We start from the raw sequence: 25,223 nt of genomic DNA on the forward strand, positions 1-25,223 counted from the left end.
GGATGCGGGTCCTATACTCCGATGGTGCCGCGTTCCCCTGATGCCGGTCTGCCCGCGCGTGACGGTCTCCCGCTCCGCCTTCTCCTCGTTCTGGCGCTGTTGTCGGCGACCGCACCGCTGTCGGTCGACTTCTACCTCGCGTCGTTCCCCGCAATCGCAACGTCGTTGGAGACCGATGCCGGGGCGGTGCAGCTGACGCTCACCGCGTTCCTCGTCGGGCTCGGTGTGGGGCAGGTGCTCTGGGGTCCGGTGACCGACCACCTCGGCCGCGTACGCCCGCTGCTCGTCGGGTGCACGGTCAGTACGCTCGCGGCCGCGGTGGCGGTGCTCGCGCCGACGATCGAGGTGCTCATCGGCGCCCGCTTCGTCCAGGCGCTGGCGGGCGCGGCCGGCATCGTCGTCGCGCGCGCCGTGATCGCCGACCTGCTCGAAGGCTTCGCGGCCGCTCGGGCGATGTCGCTCATGATGACGATCAAAAGCATCGCGCCGGTCGCCGCACCCGCGATCGGCGGTGCGGTCGCCGGGCACGTGCCGTGGCGCGGTGTCCTCGGGATCGTGCTCGCGGTGACCGTGCTGCAGCTCGTCGGCGCACTCACGACGGTCCGCGAGAGCCTCCCGCCGCAGCGCCGTACGCCGCGGGTCCAGTACGCCTCGCTGGGACGGCTGTTCGGGCGCCCGGCGTTCCTCGGGTACGCAGCCACCGTGCTGTTCACCTTCGGCGCGCTGATGACGTACATCTCGTCCTCGTCGTTCGTCTACCAAGGCGTGCTCGGCACGACCGAGCTCGTGTACGGCCTGCTCTTCGCGCTGAACGCGATCGGCCTGACGATCGGCGGTCTGGTGTCCGCGCGGTTGGCCCGCCGCCGCGTCCACCCCGCCCGTACGGTCAGCCTGGCACTGCCCGTGACCGTCGCGTCGACGGCGGCCGTGCTCGTCGTCGCGGTCTCGCCGCTCCCCGCATGGGTGCTCGCGATGCCGCTGTTCCCTATGGTCACCAGCGCCGGGTTCGTGATGGGCAACACCAGTGCACTCGCGTTGCAGCAGAGCCGTGACGTCGCCGGAGCAGGCAGCGCGCTGGTCGGTGGGCTGATGTTCCTCTTCGGTGGCGTCGTCTCGCCGCTCGGCGGCATCGCCGGCGACGACACCGCGGTGCCGATGGCGCTCGTGATGGTCGTGTCGAGCGCCTGCGCGCTCGGGAGCTTCGTCCTGACCCGGCGCTACGTGCGCGGCCACCCCGCCGCCGAGCGGGCGTTCACGGCGGAGGTCGTCACCGCGGACCGATGATTCGAGGAGTCGCTGGCGGTCCACACCCTCGTACCCACCTGACCGTACGGAGGCACCTATGCGCCACGTCGTCGCCTATATGCTCGTCTCGCTGGACGGGGTCGCTGAGGGGCCCGATCAGTTCGTCTTCGACTTCGACGAGGTCATGGACGACAACCTGCGGCGGGTGATCGACGCGCAGGACACCGTGCTGCTCGGGCACCGCATGTATGACGAGTGGTCAGCTTATTGGCCGACGTCCGACCACGAGCCGTTCGCGACCTTCATCAACAGCGTGCCGAAGTATGTTGCCGCGTCGCGCCCGTTCACGCCGGACTGGGCCGACACGACAGTCGTCGACGGGTCGTTCGAGGACTGCGTGCGCGACCTCAAAGGGACAGAGGGTGGCGACATCGGGGTGCACGGAAGCCTGGCGCTGACGCGGTCGCTGCTCGCGGCGGACCTGGTCGACCAGCTACGCCTCGTGGTCACGCCCGTTGCCGTCGGTGAGGGGCGTCGACTGTGGGACGGCGTGCGCGACGTGCAGCGGTGGGAGCTCGAGCAGGTAGTCGGCGCGCCGACCGGGAGCCTGCTGGTCGACTACCGCCGTAGTGGCGCCTAACCCGAGATCAGCGACGCGAGCACAGCCGGTCGCCCCTCCGGCGGCAGGGCCTCGAGAGCGCCGACGAGCGCGCCCGCGCACATGTCGCGGACCTCGTCGACGGGGACGTCCGGAGCGGTGGTCGCCCACTCGTGCCCGACCGTGCGCAGGTGCAGGAGCCAGCCTCGTACGGCGAGGGTGAGCAGCGGGTGCGGCTCCTGGCCCGGCACGAGCACGGCGAGGATGCGCTCCTCGTGCAGCCGCGTCGACTCCTCCAGGATCGCCTCGATCTCGGGGTCGCCGCTGGCGGCGCCGCGGTGGATCGTGCTGACGCCGAGACGGTTGGCGGCGCAGTGCCGAAGGTAGCTCTCCACGCCGTCGAGGAGCTGCTCGCGCGGTCCGACGTCGGGCTTGGGCGTCGTGGCCTGAGCGAGCTGCTCGGCGGCCTGCGCGAGCAGCGCGGCGAAGAACGCGCGCTTGTTGGGGAAGTAGTGGTAGAGCAGTCCGCGGGAGACCTCTGCCATCTCGGCGACCCGCTCGATGTGGACGTCCTCGTACGGCTGCGTCGCGAACAGCTGCGCGCCGAGGTGCAGGAGCTGGGCGCGGCGCTGCTCGGGAGAGAGCCGGGTCCGGGTTGCCACGAGCAGAGACTACTTGACACGGGTTCAGCAACCGTTCAGGCTTGCTGAACCGACGTGCAACAAGGAGTTACCGATGCGCAACGCCTGGTCCGGACACACCTTCCCGCACCCCGCCGGGCGCCGCCGGTGGATGAAGGACGCCGGCAGCATGGACCCCGAGCGTCCCGTTCAGCACATCCTCGAGCACCACCGCGACCTCGGGCCGATCTTCGAGATCGTCGTCTTCGGCCAGAAGTTCGTCTTCGTCACCGATGCCGAGCTCGCCGCCGAGCTCAACGACGAGTCGCGCTTCGTCAAGGCCAACTCACCCGCGCTCGACGGCCTGCGCGGCATCGCCGGCGACGGCCTGTTCACGGCCTACAACCACGAGCCCAACTGGCAGCTCGCCCACGACCTGCTCGTGCCCGCGTTCACCAAGCAGGCGATGCAGCGCTACCACCCGGTCATGGCCGAGACGCTCGACGAGCTGTTCGCGGTGTGGGACGCCGGCTCCGGACGCGTCGACCTGGCGGCCGACATGACCCGCCTGACGCTCGAGACGATCGGACGTACGGGGTTCAGCCAGGCGTTCGGCTCGTTCACGACCGACGAGGTGCACCCCTTCATCGAGGGCATGGTCACCGCGCTCACGCTCGGGCGGCGCAAGGGCGTGCTCATGGCGCTGCCCGGGGCGAAGCTCCTCGAGCGTCGGCTGGACCGCAAGCACGCCGACCAGCTCGACTACGTCCGCCAGTTCCTCGACGACATCGTCGCCGCGCGCCGCCGCTCGGGCAGCACGGACACCGACGACCTGCTCGGCATCATGCTCGACCAGGCGCACCCCGAGACCGGCGAGCGGCTGAGCGACGAGAACATCCGCTTCCAGATCCTCACGTTCCTCGTTGCCGGTCACGAGACGACCTCGGGTGCGTTGTCGTTCGCGTTCTACTACCTCGCGCGCCACCCCGAGGTGCTCGCCAAGGCGCAGGCCGAGACCGACGCGATCCTCGGGGACGACCCTGACGCGACGCCGTCGTACGAGCAGGTGGCGCGCTTCCGCTACCTCCGCAAGGTGCTCGACGAGTCGCTGCGGCTGTGGCCCACCGCGCCCGGCTACGCTCGCAGCCCGCGAGAGACGACCACGCTCGGCGGACGCTGGACGATGACGCCCGACGACTGGGCGCTGGTCGTCCTGCCGCTCGTGCAGCGCGACCCGGCGGTGTGGGGCGAGGACGCGGACGCGTTCGACCCCGAGCGTCCGCGCCCCAGACTCGCGAGCACGGTGAAGCCGTTCGGCACCGGCGAGCGGGCGTGCATCGGACGCCAGTTCGCGGTGCACGAGGCGACGATGGCGCTGGCGCGCATCCTGCACCGGTACGACATCGCCGGCGACCCCTTGTACGACCTGCGCATCGACGAGCGCCTCACGCTGATGCCGGAGGGCATGGAGGTCACGCTCACGCGGCGCGAGGCGCTGACCGTACGGCGGGCCTGACCCTGCGTCAGTGCTTCTTGCGGCGTGGCACGACGTGCATGACCGCGACCGCGATCGCGCCGACGACGAGTCCGAGCAGCGCTGACGCGGTGGTGTTGACGAGCCACGGGAGCGTGCTGCCCATGGCCGGCACGGCGTCGTGCACGAGCTCCTCGAGGTGGTGCACGGCGTCGTACAGGCCGTGCCAGCCCAGCTCGTCCACTCCGACGAGCAGGATGTGCCCGCCGACCCACAGCATCGCGGCCACGCCGACGACCGAGAGCGTCGCGAGGACCACGGGCATGGCGCGGACGAGGAAGCGACCGACGGCCTGCGAGACGGCCGAGGTGCGGGTGGCCATCGAGAGGCCGATGTCGTCCATCTTGACGATGAGGCCGACCGCGCCATAGACGAGCGCCGTGATGCCGACCGCGACGAGGGCGAGGATGAGCGCGCGCGACACGAACGGCTCGTCGGCCACCTCGTTGAGCGCGATCACCATGATCTCGGCCGACAGGATGAAGTCGGTCGTGATGGCGCCGGAGATCACCTTGCCCTCTTCGACGGGGCCCTGCGACGACGAGGGGACCTCGGGCGCGTGGTGGCCGGACAGCTTCTCCCAGAGCTTCTCGGCGCCCTCGTAGCAGAGATACGTCCCGCCCAGCATGAGAATCGGCGTCAGCAGCCACGGCGCGAACTGGCTCAGGAGCAGCGCGACGGGAAGGATGAAGACCAGCTTGTTGCGCAGCGAGCCGATCGCGATCTTCTTGATGATCGCCAGCTCGCGCTCCGGGCGCAGGCCCTGGACGTAGCGAGGGGTCACCGCGGCGTCGTCGACGACGACCCCAGCGGCCTTGGTGCTCGCGCGTGCCGCGGCGGCGCCGACGTCGTCGACCGAGGCCGCCGCCAGCTTGGCGAGGGCGGCGATGTCGTCGAGGAGGGCGGCCAGTCCGGCGCTCACGCGCGGGGCCCCGTCGGCAGGCGGTGCAAGATCACGGGCACAGCGTACGGCCAGTGCCGGACCGGGCCGGATGACGCGGCCTTGTTACCGGCGGGTACGGTGTGACCTCCGTCTCGGAAGGACCCCTTCATGTCGTCAGCAGATGCCCCTGTTTCCCGGCGACGCCGGCGCTTCACCGTCAAGCGCATCCTCGTCGCGCTCCTCGCACTGGCCGTCCTCGCCGCGGTCGCGTTCTTCGCGCTCGCACCCGGGATCGTCGAGAAGGGCATGAACGAGATTGTGACCGAGCCGCTGCCCGAGGTCACCGACGAGACGCAGGCGCTTCACGACTCGCTGACCATCCTCGACATGCACTCCGACACGCTCCTGTGGAAGCGTGACCTCCTCGACCGCAGCGACCGTGGGCATGTCGACCTCCCGCGGCTGCAGGACGGCAACGTCGCGCTGCAGGTGTTCTCGTCGGTGAGCAAGTCTCCGAAGGGTCAGAACTTCGATTCCAACAGTGCCGACACCGACAACATCACGCTGCTGACATTCGCCCAGCTCCAGCCGCCGCGGACGTGGACCTCGATCTTCGAACGCTCGATGTACCACGCGGAGAAGCTCCAGGATGCCGAGGAACGGTCCGAGGGCGCGCTGCGCCTCGTCCGTACGAGCGACGACCTCCAGGGCCTCGTCGCTGACCGCGCCGCCGGCAACGACGTCACGGGTGCGCTGCTCTCGCTGGAGGGCCTGCAGCCGCTCGAGGGCGACGCCGACAACCTGGGGAGCCTGTACGAGGCGGGCTACCGCATGGCGGGCTTCACGCACTTTTTCGACAACGAGGTCGCGGGCTCGATGCACGGTGAGGAGAAGGAAGGCCTCACCGACCTCGGGCGCGAGGTCTTCGACGAGATGGAGGAGCTCGGGATGATCGTCGACGTCGCGCACGCGAGCCACACCGCTGTCGCCGAGATGCTCGCACGCGCCACGAAGCCGGTGGTGTCCAGCCATGGGGGCGTCCAGGCCACGTGCGAGGTCAACCGCAACCTCACCGACGACGAGATCCGTGGCGTCGCTGCCACCGGAGGCGTTGTCGGCATCGCCTACTTCGACGGCGCGGTGTGCGACACCAGTGTGAAGGCGGTCGTCGACGCGATGGTCCACGTCCGCAACCTCGTGGGCATCGATCACGTCGGTCTCGGCAGCGATTATGACGGCTCGGTCGCCGTCGGCTGGGACACGTCCGAGCTCGCCGTCGTCACGCAGGAGCTGGTCGACCGTGGCTTCAGCGACGCCGACGTCGCCGCGGTCATGGGCGGTAACGTGCAGCGCGTGATGACCGAGGTGCTGCCGAAGGGTTGACCGCGGGCGTCGCGTACGCCCGTGAGCGGGGGCTCGACAACGCGAGGATCACCAGGATGTTGACGCCGACCGTCGGGAGGTGGGTCAGCGTGATCGGGTCACCGCCAACGTCGGAGGCGAAGGCGGTCACCGTCGCCACAGCGCACAACGTCATGAGCACGAGCCGCGCGAGATTGCTGCCCCGCAGCACGGCGACGGCGAGCACGAGGTCGACGAGGCCGTACACCGCAAGCACGAGTGCACTCCCGCGCGCCGCGGCCTCGACGTCCCGGGTCGTCAGGTCGGCGCCGGCGTGAGTCACGGTGTCGGCGACCAGGTCGGGGGCCACCACCACAAGGACGACGGCGATGAGGATGCCGAGCGCGCGCAGCACGGCGACGCCGGCCCCGAAGACGGTCGGTGCAGGCAGGCGTATGCGGCCGTCGGCGGGCGGCGCCACCGGATCCGGCGGCGCGTCCACGGTGCTCAGGTCCACGACGGGCAGATCGCCGTCCGTCTCGATCGCGTCGCCCCCGCCGTTGCGCGCGTGGTAGCCGGTGGAGAAGTCCTCGATGACGTTCACGGTCACGGAGGGGTCGGCACCGGTGACCGTCGCGAGGACGAAGTCCCGTTCGACATCGGTGTCGCGGGCGATCTTGTGGGTGATCTGCAGGGTGAACGTGGACAGGCCCACGCTGCGGTCGTACGTGCCGGCGGCGAGCCAGTCCACCGCAAACCCGCCGGGTAGCTTCCACCCGTCCGGGCATCGCCAGAACCGGACGTGATGGCGCTGCGAGGGGCTGCCGTCCACCTCCCGCTCGTACGCGAAGTCCTGCTGCCGACCGAACAGCACGAGCGGGCTGACCGGTGCTCCGGTATCGCTGCGTCGCCGCAGGGTCGACGTGACGATGCGCATGCCGGACCGCAGGTCGAGATCGTCCGCGCGGGTCCAGCCGCCCTCGCGCATCGCGCGGTGGACTTGCTGCTCGCGACCGCGGAAGGCGAGGTTGACGGGATCGCCGAGGCGCCCGTCGGCGGTCCGCGCGCGGCCGATGAAGTAGCCGGGCACATAGATCTGCGTGAGGATCCGGTGCAGCCGGGGGAGCAGAAGATAGGCGACGAACAGCCAGAAGACGACCAGCAGACCCGACTGCCAGCCCCGGCGGGCCCCCTCGACGAGCAGCAGGTAGGCGAACCACGCAGCCGCCAACGCCGAGAACGCGAAGAACGCGTGGTCGATCCCGTTCGCGACAGACGCGCGGATCGTGAATCGTCGTCGCGTGACCCCCATGGGACCCAGTGTGCGCGACGCGGCTGTCCGCCGTCAGCGAACGACGGTCGGTGATCCGGGGTGCACCGGACTAGCGTGGAGCAGATGAATGCGCCTGCACCCAGCACGGTCGCCGAGCTCCGCGCCTCCGGCCACGTCCAGAAGTCCCTCCGCGAGGAGGTCCGCGACAACCTGCTCGCCGCGCTCGCCGAGGGGCGTGATCCCTGGCCCGGCCTGCACGGGCTCGACGACACGGTCATCCCGCAGCTCGAGCGCGCCCTGATCGCCGGGCACGACGTCGTGCTGCTCGGCGAACGCGGCCAGGGCAAGACCCGTCTGCTGCGCTCGCTCGCCGGGCTCCTCGACGAGTGGACCCCGGTCATCGAAGGATCCGAGCTCGGCGAGCACCCGTACGAGCCGATCACCCCCGCCTCGCGTCGGCGCGCGACCGAGCTCGGCGACGCGCTGCCGGTGGTGTGGCGCCACCGCGACGAGCGGTACGCCGAGAAGCTCGCGACGCCGGACACGAGCGTGGCCGACCTGATCGGCGACGTCGACCCGATGAAGGTCGCCGAAGGGCGCTCGCTCGGCGACCCCGAGACGATCCACTTCGGGCTCGTGCCGCGCTCCCACCGCGGGATCGTCGCGATCAACGAGCTGCCCGACCTCGCCGAGCGCATCCAGGTCGCGATGCTCAACGTGATGGAGGAGCGCGACATCCAGATCCGCGGGTACGTCCTGCGGCTGCCGCTCGACGTCATGGTCGTGGCGACGGCCAACCCGGAGGACTACACGAACCGCGGGCGCATCATCTCGCCGCTGAAGGACCGCTTCGGCGCGGAGATCCGGACGCACTACCCGCTGGAGCTCGAGGACGAGATCGCCGTGGTCCGGCAGGAGGCCGCGCTGGTCGCGCAGGTGCCCGACTTCCTGCTCGAGATCCTCGCCCGGTTCACGCGGGCGCTGCGCGAGTCGCAGGCCGTCGACCAGCGTGCAGGTGTGTCCGCACGGTTCTCGATCGCAGGTGCGGAGACGGTCGCGGCCGCGGCGCTGCACCGCGCGACCGTACGGGGCGAGGACACCGCCGTGGCCCGTGTCGTCGATCTCGAGACCGCCGTGGACGTGCTCGGCGGCAAGGTCGAGTTCGAGACCGGCGAGGAGGGTCGCGAGCGGGCCATCCTCGAGCACGTCCTCCGTACGGCGACCGCCGAGACCGTACGCCACCGGCTGCGCGGCATCGACTTCGCGCTGCTCGTCGAGGCGTTCGCGTCCGGTGCGACGGTGACGACCGGCGACCAGGTCACCGCGAGCGACTTCCTCGCGGGCCTCCCAGTGCTGGGAGAGTCGGCCCTGTACGACGAGGTGATGGCCCGGCTCGGCGCCACCGGCGACGGCGAGCGGGCGAGCGCGCTCGAGCTGGCGCTGGAGGGGCTCTTCCTCGCGCGCAAGATCAGCAAGGACTCCGGTGGCGGGGAGACGGTGTACGGATGAGCGCGGCAGGTGACAGATGAGCAGGCACGAGAGCCGGTACGGCCGGTACGCGGGCGGTGATCCGCTCGCGCCACCGGTCGACATCGCCGAGGCGTTGGAGGCCATCGGCGAGGACGTGATGGCTGGATACTCGCCCGAGCACGCGATGCGTGAGGTGTTGCGGCGCGGGACGGACGGTCAGCAGGGCCTCGACGACCTTGCACGTCGCGTCGCGCAGCGCCGGCGCAGCCTGCTGGAGCGTCACGACCTCGACGGCACGCTGCGCGAGGTGCGCGAGCTCCTCGACCGGGCGGTGCTCGAGGAGCGCAAGCAGCTCGCCCGTGATCTCGACGACGACGCACGCTTCGCGGAGATGCGGATGGAGAGCCTGCCGTCGTCCCCGGCGTCCGCCGTCTCCGAGCTGGCGGACTACTCCTGGCGCAGCACGCAGGCGCGCGAGGACTTCGAGCGGATCAAGGACCTGCTCGGTCGCGAGATGCTCGACCAGCGCTTCTCCGGCATGAAGCAGGCGCTCGAGAACGCCACCGACGAGGATCGCGAGGCCGTCGCCGAGATGGTGCGCGACCTCAACAGCCTGCTGGACGCGCACCGGCGCGGGGACGACACCGAGGAGCAGTTCCGGGAGTTCATGGACAAGCACGGGGACTTCTTCCCGGAGGACCCGCAGAACGTCGACGAGCTGATCGACGCGCTCGCCGCCCGCTCCGCCGCCGCGCAACGGATGCTCAACTCGATGACTCCGGAGCAACGCGAGGAGCTGATGGCGCTGTCGGCCCAGGCCTTCGGCAGCGCCGATCTCCAGGACGCGCTCGGGCAGCTCGACGTCAACCTCCAGGCGCTTCGGCCCGGCGAGGACTGGTCGGGGTCGGAGCGTTTCGACGGCGAGCAGGGGCTCGGACTCGGCGACGGCACCGGCGTCCTGCAGGAGCTCGCGGACCTCGACGCGCTCGGCGAGCAGCTCTCGCAGTCCTATCCCGGGGCGCGGATGAGCGACATCGACGTCGACAAGCTCGGCGACCTCCTCGGTGAGGACGCGGCCGTCGACGCGCGTGCGCTCGCCGAGCTCGAGCGGGCATTGCGCGAGAGCGGCGCCCTCAAGCGCGGGACGGACGGCGGGCTGCGCCTCTCCCCGAAGGCGATCCGCCAACTCGGACGGTCGCTGCTGCGCGACGTCGCGAACCGGATGTCCGGCCGCCAGGGTGCCCGCGACGTCCGGCGTGCGGGCGCAGCCGGCGAGCTCTCGGGCGAATCGCGCGAATGGGAGTTCGGTGACACCGAGCCGTGGAACGTCACGAAGACGCTCACCAACGCGGTCCTCCGTACGACCGCCGAGGGCGGCGACGCCGGTGCAGGGGTCCGGCTCAACATCCGAGACGTCGAGGTGAGCGAGACCGAGGCGCGCACGCAGGCCGCGGTCGCGCTCCTCGTCGACACGTCGTTCTCGATGGCGATGGACGGGCGGTGGGTGCCGATGAAGCGCACGGCGCTCGCGCTCCACACGCTGATCCAGAGCCGGTTCCGCGGGGACCACCTGCAGCTCGTCGGGTTCGGCCCGTACGCCGAGGTCATGGACATCGACCAGCTCACCGCGCTCGACGCGAAGTGGGACAAGGGCACCAACCTGCACCACGCGCTTCTGCTCGCGCACCGGCACTTCCGCAAGCACCCCTCCGCGCAGCCGGTGCTGCTCATCGTCACCGACGGCGAGCCGACGTCGCACCTCGAACCCGACGGCGAGGTCTTCTTCACATATCCGCCGTCGCCTCGTACGGTCGCGCACACCGTCCGTGCCCTCGACGACGTCGGGCGGCTCGGCGCGCAGACCACGTTCTTCCGCCTCGGCGAGGACCCCGGGCTCGCGCGGTTCATCGAGCAGATGGCGCGGCGCGTCGACGGACGCGTGGTCGCGCCGGAGCTGGAGGACCTCGGCGTCGCCGTCGTCGACAGCTATCTCGGGTCTCGTGACAGCGGCAGTGCGTACGGCGGCGGGTCGTACGGAGGGTGGTTCGGCGGTCGCGGATTCTGGGTGGACGAGTAGGCGTCTGTGCCTGAGAGACTGCCGAGATGAGCAGCGAACGGCAGTTCCCGGACATGTGGGTCGACCCCCAGGACGACCCGCGCGACTCCGACGCGCAGTCAGTCGGCGAGCGCGAGACGCTCCTCGACTACCTGCGCGTGTACCGGCTCACGCTGCGGATGAAGTGCGACGGTCTCGACGCCGAGCAGATGGCGCGCCGCTCGGTGCCGCCGTCGACGATGTCGCTGCTGGGCCTCGTACGGCACATGGCCGATGTCGAGCGGACCTGGTTCCGGCAGCGGATGGCGGGTGAGGACGCGCCGCGCTACTACCGGACGGCGGAGGACCGCGACGCCGACTTCAACGGTGCGGTCGCCGACGACGAGGTCGTGGCCGACGCGTGGCGCCGCTGGGAGGACGAAGTGGCGTACGCGGAGGCGTTCGTCGATGGCGTCTCGGACCTCGGCACGGTCGCGCGCGACACCGAGCGTGGCGAGATCCCGCTGCGCGACGTGCTGGTGCACATGATCGAGGAGTACGCGCGCCACGCCGGTCACGCGGATCTCCTCCGCGAGTGCATCGACGGGCGTACGGGGCAGTAGCCCGTCAGCGGGCGTGCAGGCGGCGGTCGAGCGTCGCGGCGGTGCTCCGTACGGCGGTGACGACCGCGTCGGCGGAGACGTCCGCCGACGACTCCCACGTGACGGCGACGGCAGCACGGACCGCAGGCGCGCTGAGCGCGACCGCGACGGACCGGAACCCCGGCGTCACCTCGCCGTCCTCGGTGGCATGCCCGCGGCGCCGGGTCTCGCCGAGCAGGTCACGCAGCTGGGTCGGCGTCGCGGGGCCAACGTCCGTACGGCTGACGAACGCGGCGGCATCCGGATAGAGGGCGCGCACCTGCGGCCGGGCGAGCGTCGACAAGATCGCGCGCCCGGATGCGGTTAGGTGCGCCGGAAGCCGTACGCCCACGTCGGTGACCAGCGACGGGCGGCCGGGCGCCCGCTCCTCGAGGACGTAGAGCACGTCCGAGCCGTGGAGGACCGCCAGGTGTGCGGACTGGCCGAGCGTGTCGACGAGGCGGGCGAGCGGGACCCGGGCGAGGCGGGCGAGCGGTTCCTGCTGCGCGAAGGCGAGCCCCACCTCCCACGCGCCGACCCCGAGCCCCCAGGTGCGGTCCTCGGGGTAGTGGACGACGAAGTCCTCCTCGGCCATCGCCGCGAGCAGGTGGTACGTGGAGGAGCGGGGCAAACCGATCTCGCTCGCGATGCGGCTCGCGGGGACCGGGACGGGCTGGCCCGACAGGAACCGCAACGCGCGCAGCGTCGCGGTCGCGGCGGGGACGGCACGGGACATGGGGTCAGTGTCTCGGATCCGAGATTGCCGCGCCGTGCTGCGGCGCTCTGCGCGGTCGATCGGTGTCACATGGCGGCACCGATCGACCGCAATGGCCGCTGTCTCGGATGCGAGACACGAGCCAGCGCGGCGCCGTAGCGGTGCGGCACGCCCGCGCCGTGGAATGGACCCATGCACACCGTCATCGTCGGCCCCGGGCCGCTCGCCCCCGAGGACGTCGTCGCCGTCGCCCGCGACGGAGCCCGCGTGGCCCTGTCCGAGGAGGCACGCTCCGCGATCAAGACCGCCCGTACGCACGTCGAGGCGTTGGCCGCCTCCGACGAGCCGGTGTACGGCGTCTCGACGGGGTTCGGCGCGCTCGCGACACGGCACATCCCGGCCGAGCAGCGCACGCAGCTCCAACGCAGCCTGATCCGCTCCCACGCGGCCGGCACCGGCCCGCAGGTCGAGGACGAGGTCGTACGGGCGCTCATGCTGCTGCGCCTGTCGACCATGGCCAGCGGGCACACCGGCGTGCGGCTCGAGGTCGCCGAGGCGTACGCGGCGATGCTCAACGCGGGCCTGACACCCGTGGTGCGCGAGTACGGCAGCCTCGGCTGCTCCGGCGACCTCGCGCCACTGTCGCACTGCGCACTCGCGGTGATGGGGGAGGGCGAGGTGACCGAGAACGGTGTCGTACGCCCTGCGGCCGAGGCGCTCGCCGACCACGGGCTGACCCCCGTCGTCCTTGCCGAGAAGGAAGGCCTCGCGCTCATCAACGGCACCGACGGGATGCTCGGGATGCTCGTCCTCGCGCTTCACGACGTGCGGGCCCTGCTCGACGCCGCCGACCTCGCGGCCGCGATGAGCATCGAGGGCCAGCTCGGGACGGACCAGGTGTTCTCCGCGGAGCTGATGGCCCTGCGGCCGCACCCGGGGCAGGCCACGTCGGCCGCGCACCTGCGGACGCTGCTCGCCGGGTCGGAGATCGTGGCGAGCCACCGGCACGGCGACGGGGTGGTCCAGGACGCGTACTCGCTGCGCTGCACTCCTCAGGTCCACGGCGCCGCCCGCGACACACTCGACCATGCGGCCCTCGTCGCGGGGCGCGAGCTCGCCTCCGCGATCGACAACCCGTCGGTCCTCGCGGACGGGCGGGTCTCGTCCCACGGGAACTTCCACGGCGCCCCGCTGGCGTACGTCCTGGACTTCCTGGCGATCACGGTCGCCGATGTCGCCGGCATCAGCGAGCGCCGTACGGACCGGTTCCTCGACGTCTCGCGCAACCGCGGACTGCCGCCGTTCCTCGCCGACGACCCGGGTGTGGACTCCGGCGCGATGATCGCGCAGTACACGCAGGCCGCGCTCGTCGCCGAGCTCAAGCGCCTCGCGGTGCCGGCCAGCGTCGACTCGATCCCGTCGAGCGCGATGCAGGAGGACCACGTCTCGCTCGGCTGGTCCGCGGCCCGCAAGCTCCGCAGGGCCGTGGACGCCCTCACCCGGGTGCTCGCGATCGAGATCATGGTCGCCGCGCGCGGGATCGATCTGCGCGCGCCGCTCGCGCCGTCGCCGATCACGGGCGCGGCGATCCGTACGCTCCGCGAGCACGTCCCCGGGCCCGGCCCGGACCGCTTCCTCGCCCCCGAGATCGATTCCACGGTCACCCTCGTCCGTACCGGCACGCTCCGTCCCCGATTTGGGCATTTCCCCACCGAATCACCAGTGCGAATCGGTGGGGAAGTGCCCGAATCGGGGACGGGACCTGAGCAGGAGGCACCACGATGAGCCACGAACCCGTACGGGCGCCGCGGGGCACCCAGATCACCGCCCGCTCGTGGCAGACCGAAGCCCCGTTGCGGATGCTGATGAACAATCTGGATCCGGACGTCGCCGAGCGCCCCGAGGACCTTGTCGTCTACGGCGGTACGGGACGCGCCGCGCGCAGCTGGGAGGCGTACGACGCGATCGTCCGCACGCTGCGCACCCTCGACGACGACGAGACCCTGCTCGTGCAGTCCGGCAAGCCGGTCGGCGTGTTCCGTACGCACGCGTGGGCGCCCCGCGTCCTCATCGCCAACTCCAACCTGGTCGGCGACTGGGCGACGTGGCCCGAGTTCCGGCGGCTCGAGGCCGAGGGGCTCACGATGTACGGCCAGATGACGGCCGGGTCGTGGATCTACATCGGCACGCAGGGGATCCTCCAGGGCACGTACGAGACCTTCGGCGCCGTGGCGCGGAAGCTGTGGGGTCTCGACAGGCTCGACCGACGGGGTGACCGACCGACCCTCGCCGGCACCCTCACCCTCACGGCCGGCTGCGGCGGCATGGGCGGCGCGCAGCCGCTCGCGGTCACGATGAACGAGGGCGTGGTCCTCGTCGTCGACGTGGACGAGACGCGGCTCGCGCGACGCGTCGAGCACGGCTACCTGGACGAGTACACCGCCGACCTCGACGACGCCGTCGAGCGCGTCCTCGCCGCCAAGAAGGACCGCCGCCCGCTGTCGGTCGGGGTGGTCGGCAACGCGGCGACCGTGTTCCCCGAGCTGCTCGCGCGCGGCGTCGAGATCGACATCGTCACCGACCAGACGAGCGCGCACGACCCGCTGAGCTATCTCCCCGAGGGCATCGACGTCGCGGACTGGAAGGCCGAGGCGGCGCGCGACCCGGAGGGGTTCACCGCACGCGCCCGCGCGTCGATGGCCAAGCACGTCGAGGCGATGGTCGGGTTCATGGACGCCGGCGCGGAGGTGTTCGACTACGGCAACTCGATCCGCGACGAGGCACGCCAGGGTGGGTACGCCCGCGCGTTCGCGTTCCCCGGCTTCGTCCCCGCCTACATCCGCCCGCTGTTCTGCGAGGGCAAAGGCCCGTTCCGGTGGGCGGCGCTGTCCGGTGATCCCGCCGACATCGCGGCCACCGACCGCGCGATCCTCGATCTGTTCCCCGAGGACGAGCACCTGCGCCGCTGGATCACGCAGGCGGGGGAGAAGGTCCACTTCGAGGGGCTGCCGGCGCGCATCTGCTGGCTCGGGTACGGCGAACGGCACCGCGCCGGGCTGCGTTTCAACGAGATGGTCGCGTCGGGCGAGCTGAGCGCGCCGCTCGTCATCGGGCGCGACCACCTCGACTCCGGCTCGGTCGCGTCGCCGTACCGCGAGACCGAGGCGATGGCCGACGGCTCCGACGCGATCGCGGACTGGCCGCTTCTCAACGCACTCCTCAACACCGCCTCCGGCGCGACGTGGGTGTCGCTCCACCACGGCGGTGGCGTCGGGATCGGCCGCTCGCTCCACGCGGGGCAGGTGATCGTCGCCGACGGGACCGACCTCGCGGCCGAGAAGATCGAGCGGGTGCTGACGAACGACCCTGGGACGGGCGTGATGCGGCACGTCGACGCCGGGTATGACCGGGCGCGCGACGTCGCGCACGAGCGTGGCGTGCGCGTGCCGATGGAAGAAGCGCCGATGGAGGAGGCGTGAAGCTTCTCGCCCCGATCGAGTGCGTCGGTCGCGATCCCCGTACGGGCGGCTATCGTCGCTTCGCGTGGAGCGACGCCGACATGGAGCTACGCGAGTGGTTCGCCGGTGAGGCGGCCGCGCGTGGCATGGCGTACGAGGAGGACGGCAACGGCAACCAGGTGGCGTGGTGGGGGGAAGGATCCGACGCGCTGCTGCTCGGCTCGCACCTCGACTCCGTCCCGGACGGCGGCGCATACGACGGTCCGCTCGGCGTCGTCTCCGCCTTCGCGGCGCTCGATCAGCTGCGCGCAGACGGCTTCACGCCCTCGCGTCCGATCGCGGTCGCGTGCTTCGCCGACGAGGAGGGGGCGCGCTTCGGGGTCGCGTGCGCCGGCTCGCGCCTCGCCGCCGGCACGCTCGACGCTGACCGTGCGCTCGCGCTCAAGGACCGCGACGGGCTCAGCCTCGCGGAGGTCCTGACCGCCCGCGGGCGAGACCTCCGTAGGGTCGGCCGGAGCGCGTGGCTCGGCCGTATCGGCGCGTTCGTCGAGCTGCACGTCGAGCAGGGCCGCGCGCTCGTCCACTCCGAAGAGCCGGTCGGCGTCGCGACGGCGATCTGGCCGCACGGGCGGTGGCGGCTCGACTTCGAGGGACGTGCGGACCATGCCGGGACCACGCCGATGGAGGACCGGCGCGACCCGATGCCCGCGTACGCCGCCACCGTGGTCGCGGCCACCCGGCGGGCGTACGAGGAGGGCGCGCGGGCGACGTTCGGGCGGATCACCGTCGAGCCGGGCGGCGCGAACGCAATCCCGTCGAGGGTCACCGGCTGGCTCGACGCCCGTGCGGACGACGAGGCCGCCCTAGCCCGGATGCTCGACGCGATCCTCATCGACGCACGCGAGGCGGCCTCGGCGTCACGCGTGCGGGTCGAGGTCGCGGTCGAGTCGTCAAGCCCGGCGGTCGCGTTCGACCTCGACCTGCGTGAACGCCTCGCGCAGGTCCTCGACGCCCCGCTGCTGCCGACAGGGGCGGGCCACGACGCGGGCGTGCTCAGCGCCTTCGTACCGACGGCGATGCTGTTCGTCCGCAACCCGACCGGCGTGTCCCACTCGCCGGAGGAGTACGCCGACGACGCGGACTGCGCCGCAGGCGTCGAGGCACTCGCACGCGTGGTGCGGGAGCTCGCATGAGCGCCTTCCCCGGGCTCGCCAACTGTCACAGCCACGTCTTCCACCGGGCTCTGCGCGGGCGCAGCGTCGGCGGCGACACGTTCTGGGCCTGGCGGGACCAGATGTACGCCGTCGCGGGCGTGCTCGACCCGGACCTCCTCCACGACCTTGCCGTGGCGACGTACGCGGAGATGCGGCTCGCGGGCATCGGCGTCGTCGGCGAGTTCCACTATCTGCACCACGGCCCGGACGGTGTCCCGTACGACGACCCGAACGCCACCGGCGAGGCGCTGATCGCTGCTGCGCGCGAGGTCGGGCTGCGGATCTGCCTGCTCGACACGTGCTATCTCGCGGCGGGGTTTGGGCGGCCTGTTGAGGGGGTCCAGCGGCGCTTCTCCGACGGTGACGCCGAGGCCTGGGCGCTGCGCGTGAGCGACCTCGCCGCCCGCCACGCCGGTGCGGACGACGTCGTGGTCGGCGCCGCGATCCACTCCGTACGGGCGGTGCCGCCGGGCCAGCTCGGCACGGTCGCCACCGCACTCCCGGAGGCGCCGCTGCACGTCCACGTCTCCGAGCAGCCGCGGGAGAACGAGGACTGCCTCGCCGCCACCGGCCATACCCCGGTCGCTTTGCTCGCCGACGCCGGCGCCTGGACGCCCCGCACGACGGCGGTTCACGCCACGCATCTCACCGAGGCCGACATCGCGACGCTCGGCGATGCGCGGGCGTACGTGTGCTTCTGCCCGACCACCGAGGCCGAGCTTGCGGACGGCGTCGGACCGTCGACCCGGTTGCGCGACGCCGGGGCGCGGCTCACGCTCGGGTCGGACAGCAACACAGTGATCGACCTGTTCGCGGAGGCGAGGGCGGTGGAGATGCACGAACGGCTGGTCAGCGGCACGCGCGGGGCGTGGAGCGCGGCGGAGCTGACGGAGGCGGCGACGCGGACGGGCTACGCCTCGCTGGGGTTCGCACCGGATCTCGCCGGCGCCGACGCGTCGACGCTGCGCGACTCCGTACGGCTCGCTGGCGCGGGCGAGCCGCTGTGGGCCGCGACGGCCGCGGACGTGGAGCCGCCCAAGGACCTGCCGTACGGGGCCGACGAGATCGCCGAGCGGATGCGCCGCGCGGTCGCCGCGATCTGGGGGCGCGTGTGAGCGGGGTTTCGACAGGCTCAACCGGCGGGGCCGAGGTTTCGACAGGCTCAACCGGCGGTGGCGGGGTTTCGACAGGCTCAACCAGCGGTGGCGGGGGTGCGCGAGCGCTGCTCCTCACCCACATCGGCGAGCTCGTCACGTGGGAGAACGAGCGCCCGCTCCGCCAGGACGCCGCGCTCGTCCTCGCCGACGGCGTCGTCGCGTGGGTCGGGGACGCGGCCGACGCGCCCGCCGCCGACGAGGTGCTGGACGTCGCCGGCGCCGCGGTCGTCCCGGGCTTCGTCGACTCCCACAGCCATCTCGTCTTCGCGGGCGACCGCGCGCCGGAGTTCGAGGCGCGGATGGCCGGGCGCCCGTACGCCGCCGGCGGCATCCGCACCACCGTTGCCGCCACCCGCGCCGCGTCCGACGCCGACCTCGAGGCGAACGTCCGCCGACTCGTCGCCGAGATGCAGCGCCAGGGGACCACCACGGTCGAGATCAAGAGCGGGTACGGCCTCACCGTCGACGACGAGGCGCGTTCCCTGGCGATCGCCGCGCAGCTCACCGCCGAGACCACCTACCTCGGTGCGCACGTCGTCCCGGACGGCACCACGCCCGAGGCCTACGTCGACCTCGTCACCGGCCCGATGCTCGACGCCTGCGCCCCGTACGCGCGCTGGGTCGACGTCTTCTGCGAGGACGGTGCGTTCGGCGCCGACGCCGCCCGCACCGTCCTCACCGCCGGACGCGACGCGGGCCTCGGCATGCGCGTCCACGCCAACCAGCTGTCGTACGGCCCGGGGGTGCAGCTGGCCTGCGAGCTCGGCGCGGCCGCAGTGGACCACTGCACCTACCTCAGCGACGCCGACATCGAGGCGCTCGCCACCTCCGACACCGTCGCGGGGCTCCTTCCCGGCGTCGAGTTCTCAACCCGCCACCCCTACCCCGACGCGCGCCGGCTCCTCGACGCCGGCATCACCGTGTCACTCGCGAGCGACTGCAACCCGGGCAGCAGCTACACGTCGTCGATCCCGTTCTGCCTCGCGCTCGCCGTGCGCGAGATGGGGATGACTCCGTACGAGGCCCTCGGCGCGGCGACGCTCGGCGGGGCCGCGTCCCTGCGTCGCGACGACATCGGCCACCTGCGGGTCGGGGCGCGTGCCGACCTCGCGATCCTCGACGCTCCCTCGGCGGTGCACCTGGCGTACCGGCCCGGCGTCCCGCTGGTCGCCCGCACGCTCGTCGGCGGCCGCTGACCCGGGTCGGCCAGGCGTCCGGTCCCTCACGCGTGCAGCGACGCGCCCTTCACCGTCTTGTCCACCCGTTGCGGGGCCCGTGCACCGCGACGGTCGCGAACAGCTCCCGCGTATAGATCGCCATCGGCATCTCCCGCCGCAGCGCCGCCCCGTGGATCCCACGCAACCCCTCCGCGTCGGCGGTGAAGACGAGCATCGGCTGGCGCATCATCGGCAGGTAGCGCTGCCCGTCGGCGTCCTCGTACGGCTCGCGGACAGCGTCGCCGCAGCACCTGGACCGGGTCTTGTACGTTCTTTGCATGGCTGATCGGGTCCGCGCGTGGCGACCCGACGTGCCGCACCTGCGTGAGGTGCTGCACGCCGAGTTCACCGAGCACGCCTACCCGAGCCACACCCACGGCGACTGGACGCTGCTGCTCATCGACGCCGGCGCCGTCTCGTACGACCTCGACCGTCATCCCCACACCGCCGAGCCGACGACCCTCACGCTCCTCCCGCCGCACGTGCCGCACGACGGCCGTACGGCGCGCGAGGGGCGGCCGTTCCGCAAGCGCGTGCTCTATCTCGACGCCGACCTGGCTGCCGCTCGGTGCCACCGGCCACAACGTCGACCAGCCGACGGTCGCGCGCCCCGACGTCACCGGCGGGGTGAGGCGTATCCATGCGGCGCTCGGCGGGGGCGACGCCTTCGAAGCGGAGTCAGAGCTGGTCCGGGTCCACGACCTGCTGCGGGAGCACCTCCACAGGCTCGCGCCGTCGACAGCCCCCGACGTGCCGCTGGCCCGCCGTCTGCGCGAGCTCCTCGACGAGGCGGTCGTCGCCGGCCTGACGCTCGATGAGGCCTCGCGGGTGCTCGGCGCACACCCGAGCCACCTCGTACGGTCGTTCTCAGCGGCGTACGGCCTCCCGCCCCACCGCTACCTCACGAGCCGCCGCGTGGACCTCGTCCGCCGGATGCTGCTGGACGGCCGTCCGGCCGCGGAGGCGGCGGTGGCCGCCGGATTTCACGACCAGGCACACCTCACGCGCCACTTCCGGCGGTCCTCGGGACGACGCCCGGCGCCTTCGTAGGTGCCCGACCCCGTCGTCTGAGGTAGCCCCGCCCACCAATCTGAGGCACCTGGTCAGCCAAACCTAGGGTGCGCACCCGATGTGAGCGCCTACCTCAGACGACGAGAGTGAGGGCATCAGGACGAGCGAAGGAGACCCTGATGTACATCGATCCCGAGCAGTCGGTCACGACCGAGATGAAGCACCGCATCGAGCGGCTCCCGATCCCTGGTGACGACCGTCGCGCCGACCTCGTTCGCGGGCCGCGCGCACGTCGCCGTCGGGGACTGCGACTCTGAGCCGTCGTGTTGCGCCTACCCGACCGCGTCGTCCCGTGCGAGTATCCCCGCATGGGCGACGCGGTCGAGATCGAGGTCGGGAACCGTGACGTCCGCGTGTCCAACCCCGACCGCGTCTACTTCCCCGAGCGGGGCGAGACCAAGCTCGACCTCGTCACGTACTACCTCTCCGTCGGCGACGGCATCGTCAACGCGCTGCGTGAGCGGCCCTGCATGCTCCACCGCTTCCCCAAGGGTGTCGCCTCGACAAAGGTCCACCAGAAGCGCGTCCCCGCGGGGGCGCCGCCGTGGCTGGAGACCGTACGCGTGGAGTTCCCGCGGTACGGCCGCCACGCGTACGAGCTGTGCGTCACCGAGCTCGCGAGCGTGATCTGGGCGGTGCAGATGTCGACCGTCGAGTTCCACCCGTGGAACTCACGCCGCGCCGACACCGAGAAGCCCGACGAGTGGCGCATCGACCTCGACCCGGGCCCGGAGTGCGACTTCTCGACCGTACGGAGGGTGGCGCACGTCGCGCACGAGATCCTCGACGAGCTCGGGGCGGTCGGCTGGCCCAAGACCTCGGGTGGTTCCGGGATGCACATCTATGTCCGTATCGCGCCCGAGCATGGCTTCCCCGACGTCCGTCGCGCCGCGCTCGCGTTCGCCCGCGAGGTCGAGCGCCGCGTCCCTGACGAGGTGACGACGACCTGGTGGCGCAAGGACCGCGACCCGGCCAAGCTCTTCGTCGACTACAACCAGAACACCCGCGACCACACCATTGCCGCCGCCTACTCCGTACGAGGCGTCCCTGACGCACGGGTCTCCGCGCCGATCCGGTGGGACGAGGTCGACGACGTCGAGCCCGCCGCACTGACGATCGCCACGATGCCCGCCCGCTATGCCGAGCTGGGCGACCTGCACGCGGGCATCGACGAGGCCGTGTTCTCGATCGCGCCCCTGCTGGAGTGGGCGGCGCGCGACGAGGCCGAAGGGGCGCAGGTGCCGCCCGAAGAGGGTGGCTGACGGGGCGCGGGCACGCTAGCGTCGAGGGGAACGCTCACCGAGAGGAGTCCTCATGCGCAAGCTCTCCCTTCTCGTCGCTGCCGGCGTCGGATACGTCCTCGGGGCCAAGGCCGGACACGAGAGGTACGACCAGATCGTCACGCAGACCAAGAAGCTCCTCGGGAGCCAGCCGGTCCAGGACGGCTTCTCGAAGGCGACCGACACGGTCAAGGACCAGGCGCCCGTGGTCAAGGACAAGGTCACCGATGCTGCTCACAAGGTCGCTGACAAGGTGACACCGGGTTCGTCGAGCGACCATGTCGAGGTCGAGGAAGAGCTGGCCTGGACGACGTCCACCGACGACAAACCGAAGCCCTGAGGTGGCGCCCGTACGCGAGGACGTTTCCGCGGCACAGTTCGTCGCGGCGCTGCTCCCGATGGCGACGGACGAGCAGCGGGTGAAGTACCAGCGGTTCTTCCCCGGTGACGACACCTTCGTCGGCGTACGGATGGGCGCGATCTTCGGCCTTGCCAAGGAGTTCCTCGCGATGCCCGTCGACGAGCTCGAGGTGCTCCTCGACCACGACGTGCGCGAGGTCCGGGTCGGCGCCTGCTCGATCATGGGCAAGGCGGCGGCCCGCAAGCGGGTGACCGAAGAGCGGCACGAGGAGCTGTACGACCTCTACCTGCGCCGCCACGACCGGATCGACGGGTGGGACCTCGTCGACCTCGGGGCCTACCAGGTCGTCGGCAGCTGGCTCGTCGAGCGCCCGCGCGACCCGCTGTATGCGCTGGCGCGCTCGGACTTCTGGCCCGAGCGGCGTACGGCGATCGTGGCGACCGCGGCGTTCATCGGTCGCGAGGACGTGGCCGACACGTTCGCGATCAGCGCGCTGCTTCTCGACGACCCAGAGCCGCTGGTGCACAAGGGTGCCGGGTGGATGCTGCGCTACGCCGGCGACGTGGACCGGGACGCGTTGCGCGGGTTCCTCGACACGCACGCGGCCACGATGCCCCGCGTGATGCTGCGGACCGCCCTCGAGAAGTTCGACAAGCCCGAACGCGCCGCCTACCTCGCCCGCCCCGCGGTTTGACGCGTTCCCCACCGAGTTGCGTCCGAGATGGGTGGGAAACGCGTCAAATCAGGGGGCGGGCCCTCAGGGTCAGCGCGTGCGTAGGCCGAACCCGTACGGGAACAGCGGGTCGTAGTCCGCGTCCCCGACGTTGAGCGGCTGCTGCGCGACCGTACGAGGCCACGTCACCGGAAGCTTGCCGGTGAACCGCTTCTTGCCGAACAGCACGTCCGCCACGCCCGCACCCTCGCTGCCGGGCAGCCAGCCTGCGACGAGCCCGTCGATCTTGCTGAGCAGGTCCGGCGCGATCTCCAGCGGTCGGCCCGAGACCACGATCACGACGCACTCCGCGGCCTGCGTGCAGACGGTGTCCACGGCCTGCTGGTCGGCCTCGGACAGCTTCATGTCCTTGATCGGCCGCAGCACCCCGTTGTCACCGGGGTCGAAGCCCCAGCGCGGGCCACCGACGTCGCCGAAGCCCTCCGCGTACGGCGTCTCGCCGACCACCACGACACCCGTCGCGTCGCTCGGCACCGGCGTGGACGCGGTCTCGCTCACCGTGACGTCACCGCGCGAGGCGTCCTCGATGCCCTCGAGGATCGTCGTGCCCGGGAACTGGTGGTACGAGCCGCCCTGCCAGGTCAGCGTCCAGCCGCCGGCCTGGTTGCCGATGTTGTCGGCGTTGCTGCCCGCGACATAGAGCGACGAGCGCTTCGACAGCGGCAGGACGTCGCCACGGTTCTTCAGCAGCACCTGCGACTTCGCCACGGCCTCGCGCGCCACCTTGCGGTGCTGCGCGCTGCCGACCTCGTCGATGTTTCGACGGTCGGTATACGGCTTCTCGAACAGGCCGAGCTCGAACTTCTGGGCCAGGATCCGGCTCACCGCGTCGTCGATCCGCGACATCGGGACGCGTCCCGCCTCGACCTCCTGGGTGAGTGCGGTGATGAACTGCCGGAACTGCGCCGGCTCCATCGCCATGTCGATGCCGGCGTTGATCGCCGTACGGACCTGCGTGTTCCAGTCGCCCGGGATCTGGTGGATCGCCTCCCAGTCGCTGATGACCAGGCCGTCGAAGCCCATCCGGCCCTTGAGGACGCCGGTGAGCAGCTCGGTGTGCGCGGTCATCTTGAGCGGGTTGCCGACCCCGTCCTCGGTCCAGTCGACCGACGAGAACGACGGCATGACCGACCCGGCGCCGTACTTCTTGATCGCGGGCCAGTACGGGGCGAGGGCGAGGCGCGCGAACTCCTCACGGCTCACGATCGCGATGCCCTGGTCGATCGTGTAGTCGCCAGCGGACGTCCCGAAGGTCGTGAGGCCGTCTCCGGCGTAGTGCTTCGGCGTTGCGAGGACGCGGTCGGCGTTGTCGAGCTGGCCGGGTCGTCCCTGGAAGCCGCGGACGGCGACGGCCATCTCCGAGACCAGCCGCGGTGACTCGCCGAAGCTCTCGTACGTACGGCCCCACCGGTCGTCCCGTGCGACGCACAGGCACGGCGCGAAGCTCCACTGCGGACCCGTCGCGCGGGTCTCCTCGGCGGTGACGTGGGAGATCTTCTCGACCAGCTTCGGGTCGCGGGTGGCACCGAGGCCGATGTTGTGCGGGAACACGGTCGCGCCGTAGAGGTTCCCGTGTCCGTGCACGGAGTCGACCCCGTACAGGACGGGGATCTTCAGGCGCGTCGCGAGCGCGCCGTCCTGGAAGCCGTCGACCATGTCGGCCCAACCCTCGGGGGAGTTGTCGGCCGGTACGGAGCCGCCGCCGGACAGGATGCTGCCGAGACCGAGGGCGGTCACGTCGGCGGGCGTCGCGTTGCCCCGCTCGGCCTGAGTCATCTGGCCGATCTTCTCGGCCAGGGTCATGCGTGAGAGCAGGTCCTTCACCCGCTTCTCGGTAGGCAGCCGCGGGTTGAGGTAGGGCAGGGTGCCCCGGTCCTTGCCCGTGCTCGCCCCGCTCGGGGTCGTGGCCGGCGCCGAGGCCGCGCCGACGCCGACGGTGCCGGCGACCAGTGCCGTTACGGCACCGAGCACCAGCGTGGTGCGTCGGAATCGGGAACGAGGTGCTGCGTCGGTGCTTCGAGGTCTGGCATCCATGAGGTCCTCCACTCGAATGTGACGTACGTCATACTCAGGCCTCCGAATATTGCGTAACCAACAACAAATGGCAAGACCTGGGTTCGCGGATACGTCCCGGATCTGAGGTAGTCGTGGACCCTTACTAAGGAACTCGTCCGATGCCTGCGGCTACCTCAGACGACGAGCATTGACGTCATGATCCTGAATCCGGAGTACTACGTGGAGACCGAGATGCAGCGCCGTATCGAGGACGCCCACCCGCGCCCTCGTCGCCGTACCGTCCGGCGTCGCACGCGCCGGGCTCGGCGGTGACCCAGGGCGCGGTGCCGGCCCACGAATCTGAGTCGAATCCTGTCGGTGT

At 71.4% G+C, this 25,223-nt stretch carries 23 protein-coding genes and 1 pseudogene; 18 read left to right on the forward strand and 6 right to left on the reverse strand.

All coding sequences use genetic code 11. The features are described 5' to 3' along the window. Positions 1-24: 24 nt before the first annotated feature. The gene (locus HCT63_RS16330) at positions 25-1,284 is read left to right on the forward strand and encodes a multidrug effflux MFS transporter (protein ID WP_243843084.1); all 1,260 of its coding nucleotides are present in this window, start codon (positions 25-27) and stop codon (positions 1,282-1,284) included. A gap of 58 nt (positions 1,285-1,342) precedes the next feature. Further along, on the forward strand, positions 1,343-1,885 hold the full coding sequence (locus HCT63_RS16335; RefSeq protein ID WP_167007353.1) for a dihydrofolate reductase family protein: 543 nt from the start codon (positions 1,343-1,345) through the stop codon (positions 1,883-1,885). On the opposite strand, the gene HCT63_RS16340 is transcribed toward HCT63_RS16335, so the two are convergent. Further along, the gene (locus HCT63_RS16340) at positions 1,882-2,505 is read right to left on the reverse strand and encodes a TetR/AcrR family transcriptional regulator (protein WP_167007356.1); all 624 of its coding nucleotides are present in this window, start codon (positions 2,503-2,505) and stop codon (positions 1,882-1,884) included. The genes HCT63_RS16335 and HCT63_RS16340 overlap by 4 nt on opposite strands. Before the next feature lie 73 nt (positions 2,506-2,578). On the opposite strand from HCT63_RS16340, the gene HCT63_RS16345 reads away from it, so the two are divergent. Beyond that, positions 2,579-3,979, forward strand: coding sequence for a cytochrome P450 (locus tag HCT63_RS16345; protein ID WP_167007359.1), 1,401 nt, complete (start codon positions 2,579-2,581; stop codon positions 3,977-3,979). Between the two features lie 7 nt (positions 3,980-3,986). On the opposite strand, the gene HCT63_RS16350 is transcribed toward HCT63_RS16345, so the two are convergent. Further along, positions 3,987-4,919, reverse strand: a complete 933-nt coding sequence (locus tag HCT63_RS16350; RefSeq protein ID WP_167007362.1) for a DUF808 domain-containing protein — start codon at positions 4,917-4,919, stop codon at positions 3,987-3,989. Positions 4,920-5,048: 129 nt separating this feature from the next. Here HCT63_RS16350 and HCT63_RS16355 point away from each other — a divergent pair, with 129 nt between their 5' ends. Then, entirely contained in the window at positions 5,049-6,263 is a 1,215-nt protein-coding gene (locus HCT63_RS16355) for a dipeptidase (protein ID WP_167007365.1), read from the forward strand. Here HCT63_RS16355 and HCT63_RS16360 read toward each other — a convergent pair. Further along, positions 6,211-7,533 (reverse strand): LssY C-terminal domain-containing protein, encoded by a 1,323-nt coding sequence (locus HCT63_RS16360; protein WP_167007368.1) that lies wholly within the window; start codon positions 7,531-7,533, stop codon positions 6,211-6,213. The genes HCT63_RS16355 and HCT63_RS16360 overlap by 53 nt on opposite strands. A gap of 84 nt (positions 7,534-7,617) precedes the next feature. Here HCT63_RS16360 and HCT63_RS16365 point away from each other — a divergent pair, with 84 nt between their 5' ends. The 3 genes from HCT63_RS16365 to HCT63_RS16375 are packed head-to-tail and all read left to right on the forward strand — an operon-like array spanning position 7,618 to position 11,622. Then, a complete protein-coding gene (locus HCT63_RS16365) occupies positions 7,618-9,003 on the forward strand; it encodes an AAA family ATPase (protein ID WP_167007371.1) in 1,386 nt (461 codons plus the stop codon). Positions 9,004-9,019: 16 nt separating this feature from the next. Further along, positions 9,020-11,041: a VWA domain-containing protein gene (locus tag HCT63_RS16370; RefSeq protein ID WP_167007374.1), complete on the forward strand. Its 2,022-nt coding sequence runs from the start codon at positions 9,020-9,022 to the stop codon at positions 11,039-11,041. A 26-nt stretch (positions 11,042-11,067) separates the two neighbouring features. Continuing rightward, positions 11,068-11,622: a DinB family protein gene (locus HCT63_RS16375; protein ID WP_208322489.1), complete on the forward strand. Its 555-nt coding sequence runs from the start codon at positions 11,068-11,070 to the stop codon at positions 11,620-11,622. 4 nt (positions 11,623-11,626) lie between these two features. On the opposite strand, the gene HCT63_RS16380 is transcribed toward HCT63_RS16375, so the two are convergent. Then, complete coding sequence (locus tag HCT63_RS16380; protein ID WP_167007377.1) at positions 11,627-12,376, reverse strand: IclR family transcriptional regulator; 750 nt, start codon at positions 12,374-12,376, stop codon at positions 11,627-11,629. Positions 12,377-12,547: 171 nt separating this feature from the next. Here HCT63_RS16380 and hutH point away from each other — a divergent pair, with 171 nt between their 5' ends. The 5 genes from hutH to hutI all read left to right on the forward strand — a co-directional run bounded on the left by hutH (position 12,548) and on the right by hutI (position 19,380). After that, positions 12,548-14,140 (forward strand): histidine ammonia-lyase, encoded by a 1,593-nt coding sequence (hutH, locus tag HCT63_RS16385; protein WP_167007380.1) that lies wholly within the window; start codon positions 12,548-12,550, stop codon positions 14,138-14,140. After that, the gene (hutU, locus tag HCT63_RS16390; RefSeq protein ID WP_167007383.1) at positions 14,137-15,834 is read left to right on the forward strand and encodes a urocanate hydratase; all 1,698 of its coding nucleotides are present in this window, start codon (positions 14,137-14,139) and stop codon (positions 15,832-15,834) included. The genes hutH and hutU overlap by 4 nt, the downstream gene beginning before the upstream one ends. Then, complete coding sequence (locus tag HCT63_RS16395) at positions 15,831-17,006, forward strand: allantoate amidohydrolase (RefSeq protein WP_167007386.1); 1,176 nt, start codon at positions 15,831-15,833, stop codon at positions 17,004-17,006. Before hutU ends, HCT63_RS16395 begins: the two co-directional genes overlap by 4 nt. Then, positions 17,003-18,142, forward strand: a complete 1,140-nt coding sequence (locus tag HCT63_RS16400; RefSeq protein ID WP_167007389.1) for a formimidoylglutamate deiminase — start codon at positions 17,003-17,005, stop codon at positions 18,140-18,142. The genes HCT63_RS16395 and HCT63_RS16400 overlap by 4 nt, the downstream gene beginning before the upstream one ends. A gap of 107 nt (positions 18,143-18,249) precedes the next feature. Further along, a complete protein-coding gene (gene hutI, locus HCT63_RS16405; protein ID WP_167009188.1) occupies positions 18,250-19,380 on the forward strand; it encodes an imidazolonepropionase in 1,131 nt (376 codons plus the stop codon). Between the two features lie 49 nt (positions 19,381-19,429). Here hutI and HCT63_RS16410 read toward each other — a convergent pair whose 3' ends face one another. Then, entirely contained in the window at positions 19,430-19,681 is a 252-nt protein-coding gene (locus HCT63_RS16410) for a DUF2000 family protein (protein WP_208322490.1), read from the reverse strand. Between HCT63_RS16410 and HCT63_RS20545 the strand changes: the two are divergent. The 6 genes and pseudogenes from HCT63_RS20545 to HCT63_RS16435 form a co-directional block, all read left to right on the forward strand. Next, a pseudogene (locus tag HCT63_RS20545) lies at positions 19,680-19,925 on the forward strand (AraC family ligand binding domain-containing protein); the annotation flags it as partial. The gene HCT63_RS16410 and the pseudogene HCT63_RS20545 sit on opposite strands and share 2 nt — an antisense overlap. Positions 19,926-20,028: 103 nt before the next feature. Next, entirely contained in the window at positions 20,029-20,451 is a 423-nt protein-coding gene (locus HCT63_RS20550) for an AraC family transcriptional regulator (protein ID WP_243843085.1), read from the forward strand. Positions 20,452-20,591: 140 nt separating this feature from the next. Then, positions 20,592-20,729, forward strand: a complete 138-nt coding sequence (locus HCT63_RS16420; RefSeq protein ID WP_167007392.1) for a hypothetical protein — start codon at positions 20,592-20,594, stop codon at positions 20,727-20,729. 51 nt (positions 20,730-20,780) lie between these two features. Continuing rightward, entirely contained in the window at positions 20,781-21,734 is a 954-nt protein-coding gene (gene ligD / locus HCT63_RS16425) for a non-homologous end-joining DNA ligase (RefSeq protein ID WP_167007395.1), read from the forward strand. A 52-nt stretch (positions 21,735-21,786) separates the two neighbouring features. After that, positions 21,787-22,092 carry a hypothetical protein gene (locus tag HCT63_RS16430; protein WP_167007398.1) on the forward strand — a complete coding sequence of 102 codons (306 nt, stop codon included), beginning with the start codon at positions 21,787-21,789 and terminating at the stop codon, positions 22,090-22,092. A 1-nt stretch (position 22,093) separates the two neighbouring features. After that, positions 22,094-22,807 carry a DNA alkylation repair protein gene (locus tag HCT63_RS16435; RefSeq protein ID WP_208322491.1) on the forward strand — a complete coding sequence of 238 codons (714 nt, stop codon included), beginning with the start codon at positions 22,094-22,096 and terminating at the stop codon, positions 22,805-22,807. A gap of 69 nt (positions 22,808-22,876) precedes the next feature. On the opposite strand, the gene HCT63_RS16440 is transcribed toward HCT63_RS16435, so the two are convergent. After that, positions 22,877-24,817 (reverse strand): glycoside hydrolase family 3 N-terminal domain-containing protein, encoded by a 1,941-nt coding sequence (locus HCT63_RS16440; protein WP_243843086.1) that lies wholly within the window; start codon positions 24,815-24,817, stop codon positions 22,877-22,879. Positions 24,818-25,223 lie beyond the last annotated feature (406 nt).

Source organism: Mumia sp. ZJ430 (assembly GCF_011751845.1).
Classification (GTDB): Bacteria; Actinomycetota; Actinomycetes; order Propionibacteriales; family Nocardioidaceae; genus Mumia.

What these genes read in the sequence shown, in the direction of transcription:
- HCT63_RS16380 (WP_167007377.1), bottom strand. Translation starts at nt 12,376, where the DNA reads ATGTCCCGTGCCGTCCCCGCCGCGACCGCGACGCTGCGCGCGTTGCGG.
- HCT63_RS16410 (WP_208322490.1), bottom strand. Translation starts at nt 19,681, where the DNA reads ATGCAAAGAACGTACAAGACCCGGTCCAGGTGCTGCGGCGACGCTGTC.
- HCT63_RS16355 (WP_167007365.1), top strand. Translation starts at nt 5,049, where the DNA reads ATGTCGTCAGCAGATGCCCCTGTTTCCCGGCGACGCCGGCGCTTCACC.
- HCT63_RS16420 (WP_167007392.1), top strand. Translation starts at nt 20,592, where the DNA reads ATGTACATCGATCCCGAGCAGTCGGTCACGACCGAGATGAAGCACCGC.
- ligD (WP_167007395.1), top strand. Translation starts at nt 20,781, where the DNA reads ATGGGCGACGCGGTCGAGATCGAGGTCGGGAACCGTGACGTCCGCGTG.
- hutU (WP_167007383.1), top strand. Translation starts at nt 14,137, where the DNA reads ATGAGCCACGAACCCGTACGGGCGCCGCGGGGCACCCAGATCACCGCC.
- HCT63_RS16370 (WP_167007374.1), top strand. Translation starts at nt 9,020, where the DNA reads ATGAGCAGGCACGAGAGCCGGTACGGCCGGTACGCGGGCGGTGATCCG.
- HCT63_RS16400 (WP_167007389.1), top strand. Translation starts at nt 17,003, where the DNA reads ATGAGCGCCTTCCCCGGGCTCGCCAACTGTCACAGCCACGTCTTCCAC.
- HCT63_RS16365 (WP_167007371.1), top strand. Translation starts at nt 7,618, where the DNA reads ATGAATGCGCCTGCACCCAGCACGGTCGCCGAGCTCCGCGCCTCCGGC.
- HCT63_RS16335 (WP_167007353.1), top strand. Translation starts at nt 1,343, where the DNA reads ATGCGCCACGTCGTCGCCTATATGCTCGTCTCGCTGGACGGGGTCGCT.
- HCT63_RS16430 (WP_167007398.1), top strand. Translation starts at nt 21,787, where the DNA reads ATGCGCAAGCTCTCCCTTCTCGTCGCTGCCGGCGTCGGATACGTCCTC.
- hutH (WP_167007380.1), top strand. Translation starts at nt 12,548, where the DNA reads ATGCACACCGTCATCGTCGGCCCCGGGCCGCTCGCCCCCGAGGACGTC.
- HCT63_RS16360 (WP_167007368.1), bottom strand. Translation starts at nt 7,533, where the DNA reads ATGGGGGTCACGCGACGACGATTCACGATCCGCGCGTCTGTCGCGAAC.
- HCT63_RS16375 (WP_208322489.1), top strand. Translation starts at nt 11,068, where the DNA reads ATGAGCAGCGAACGGCAGTTCCCGGACATGTGGGTCGACCCCCAGGAC.
- HCT63_RS16345 (WP_167007359.1), top strand. Translation starts at nt 2,579, where the DNA reads ATGCGCAACGCCTGGTCCGGACACACCTTCCCGCACCCCGCCGGGCGC.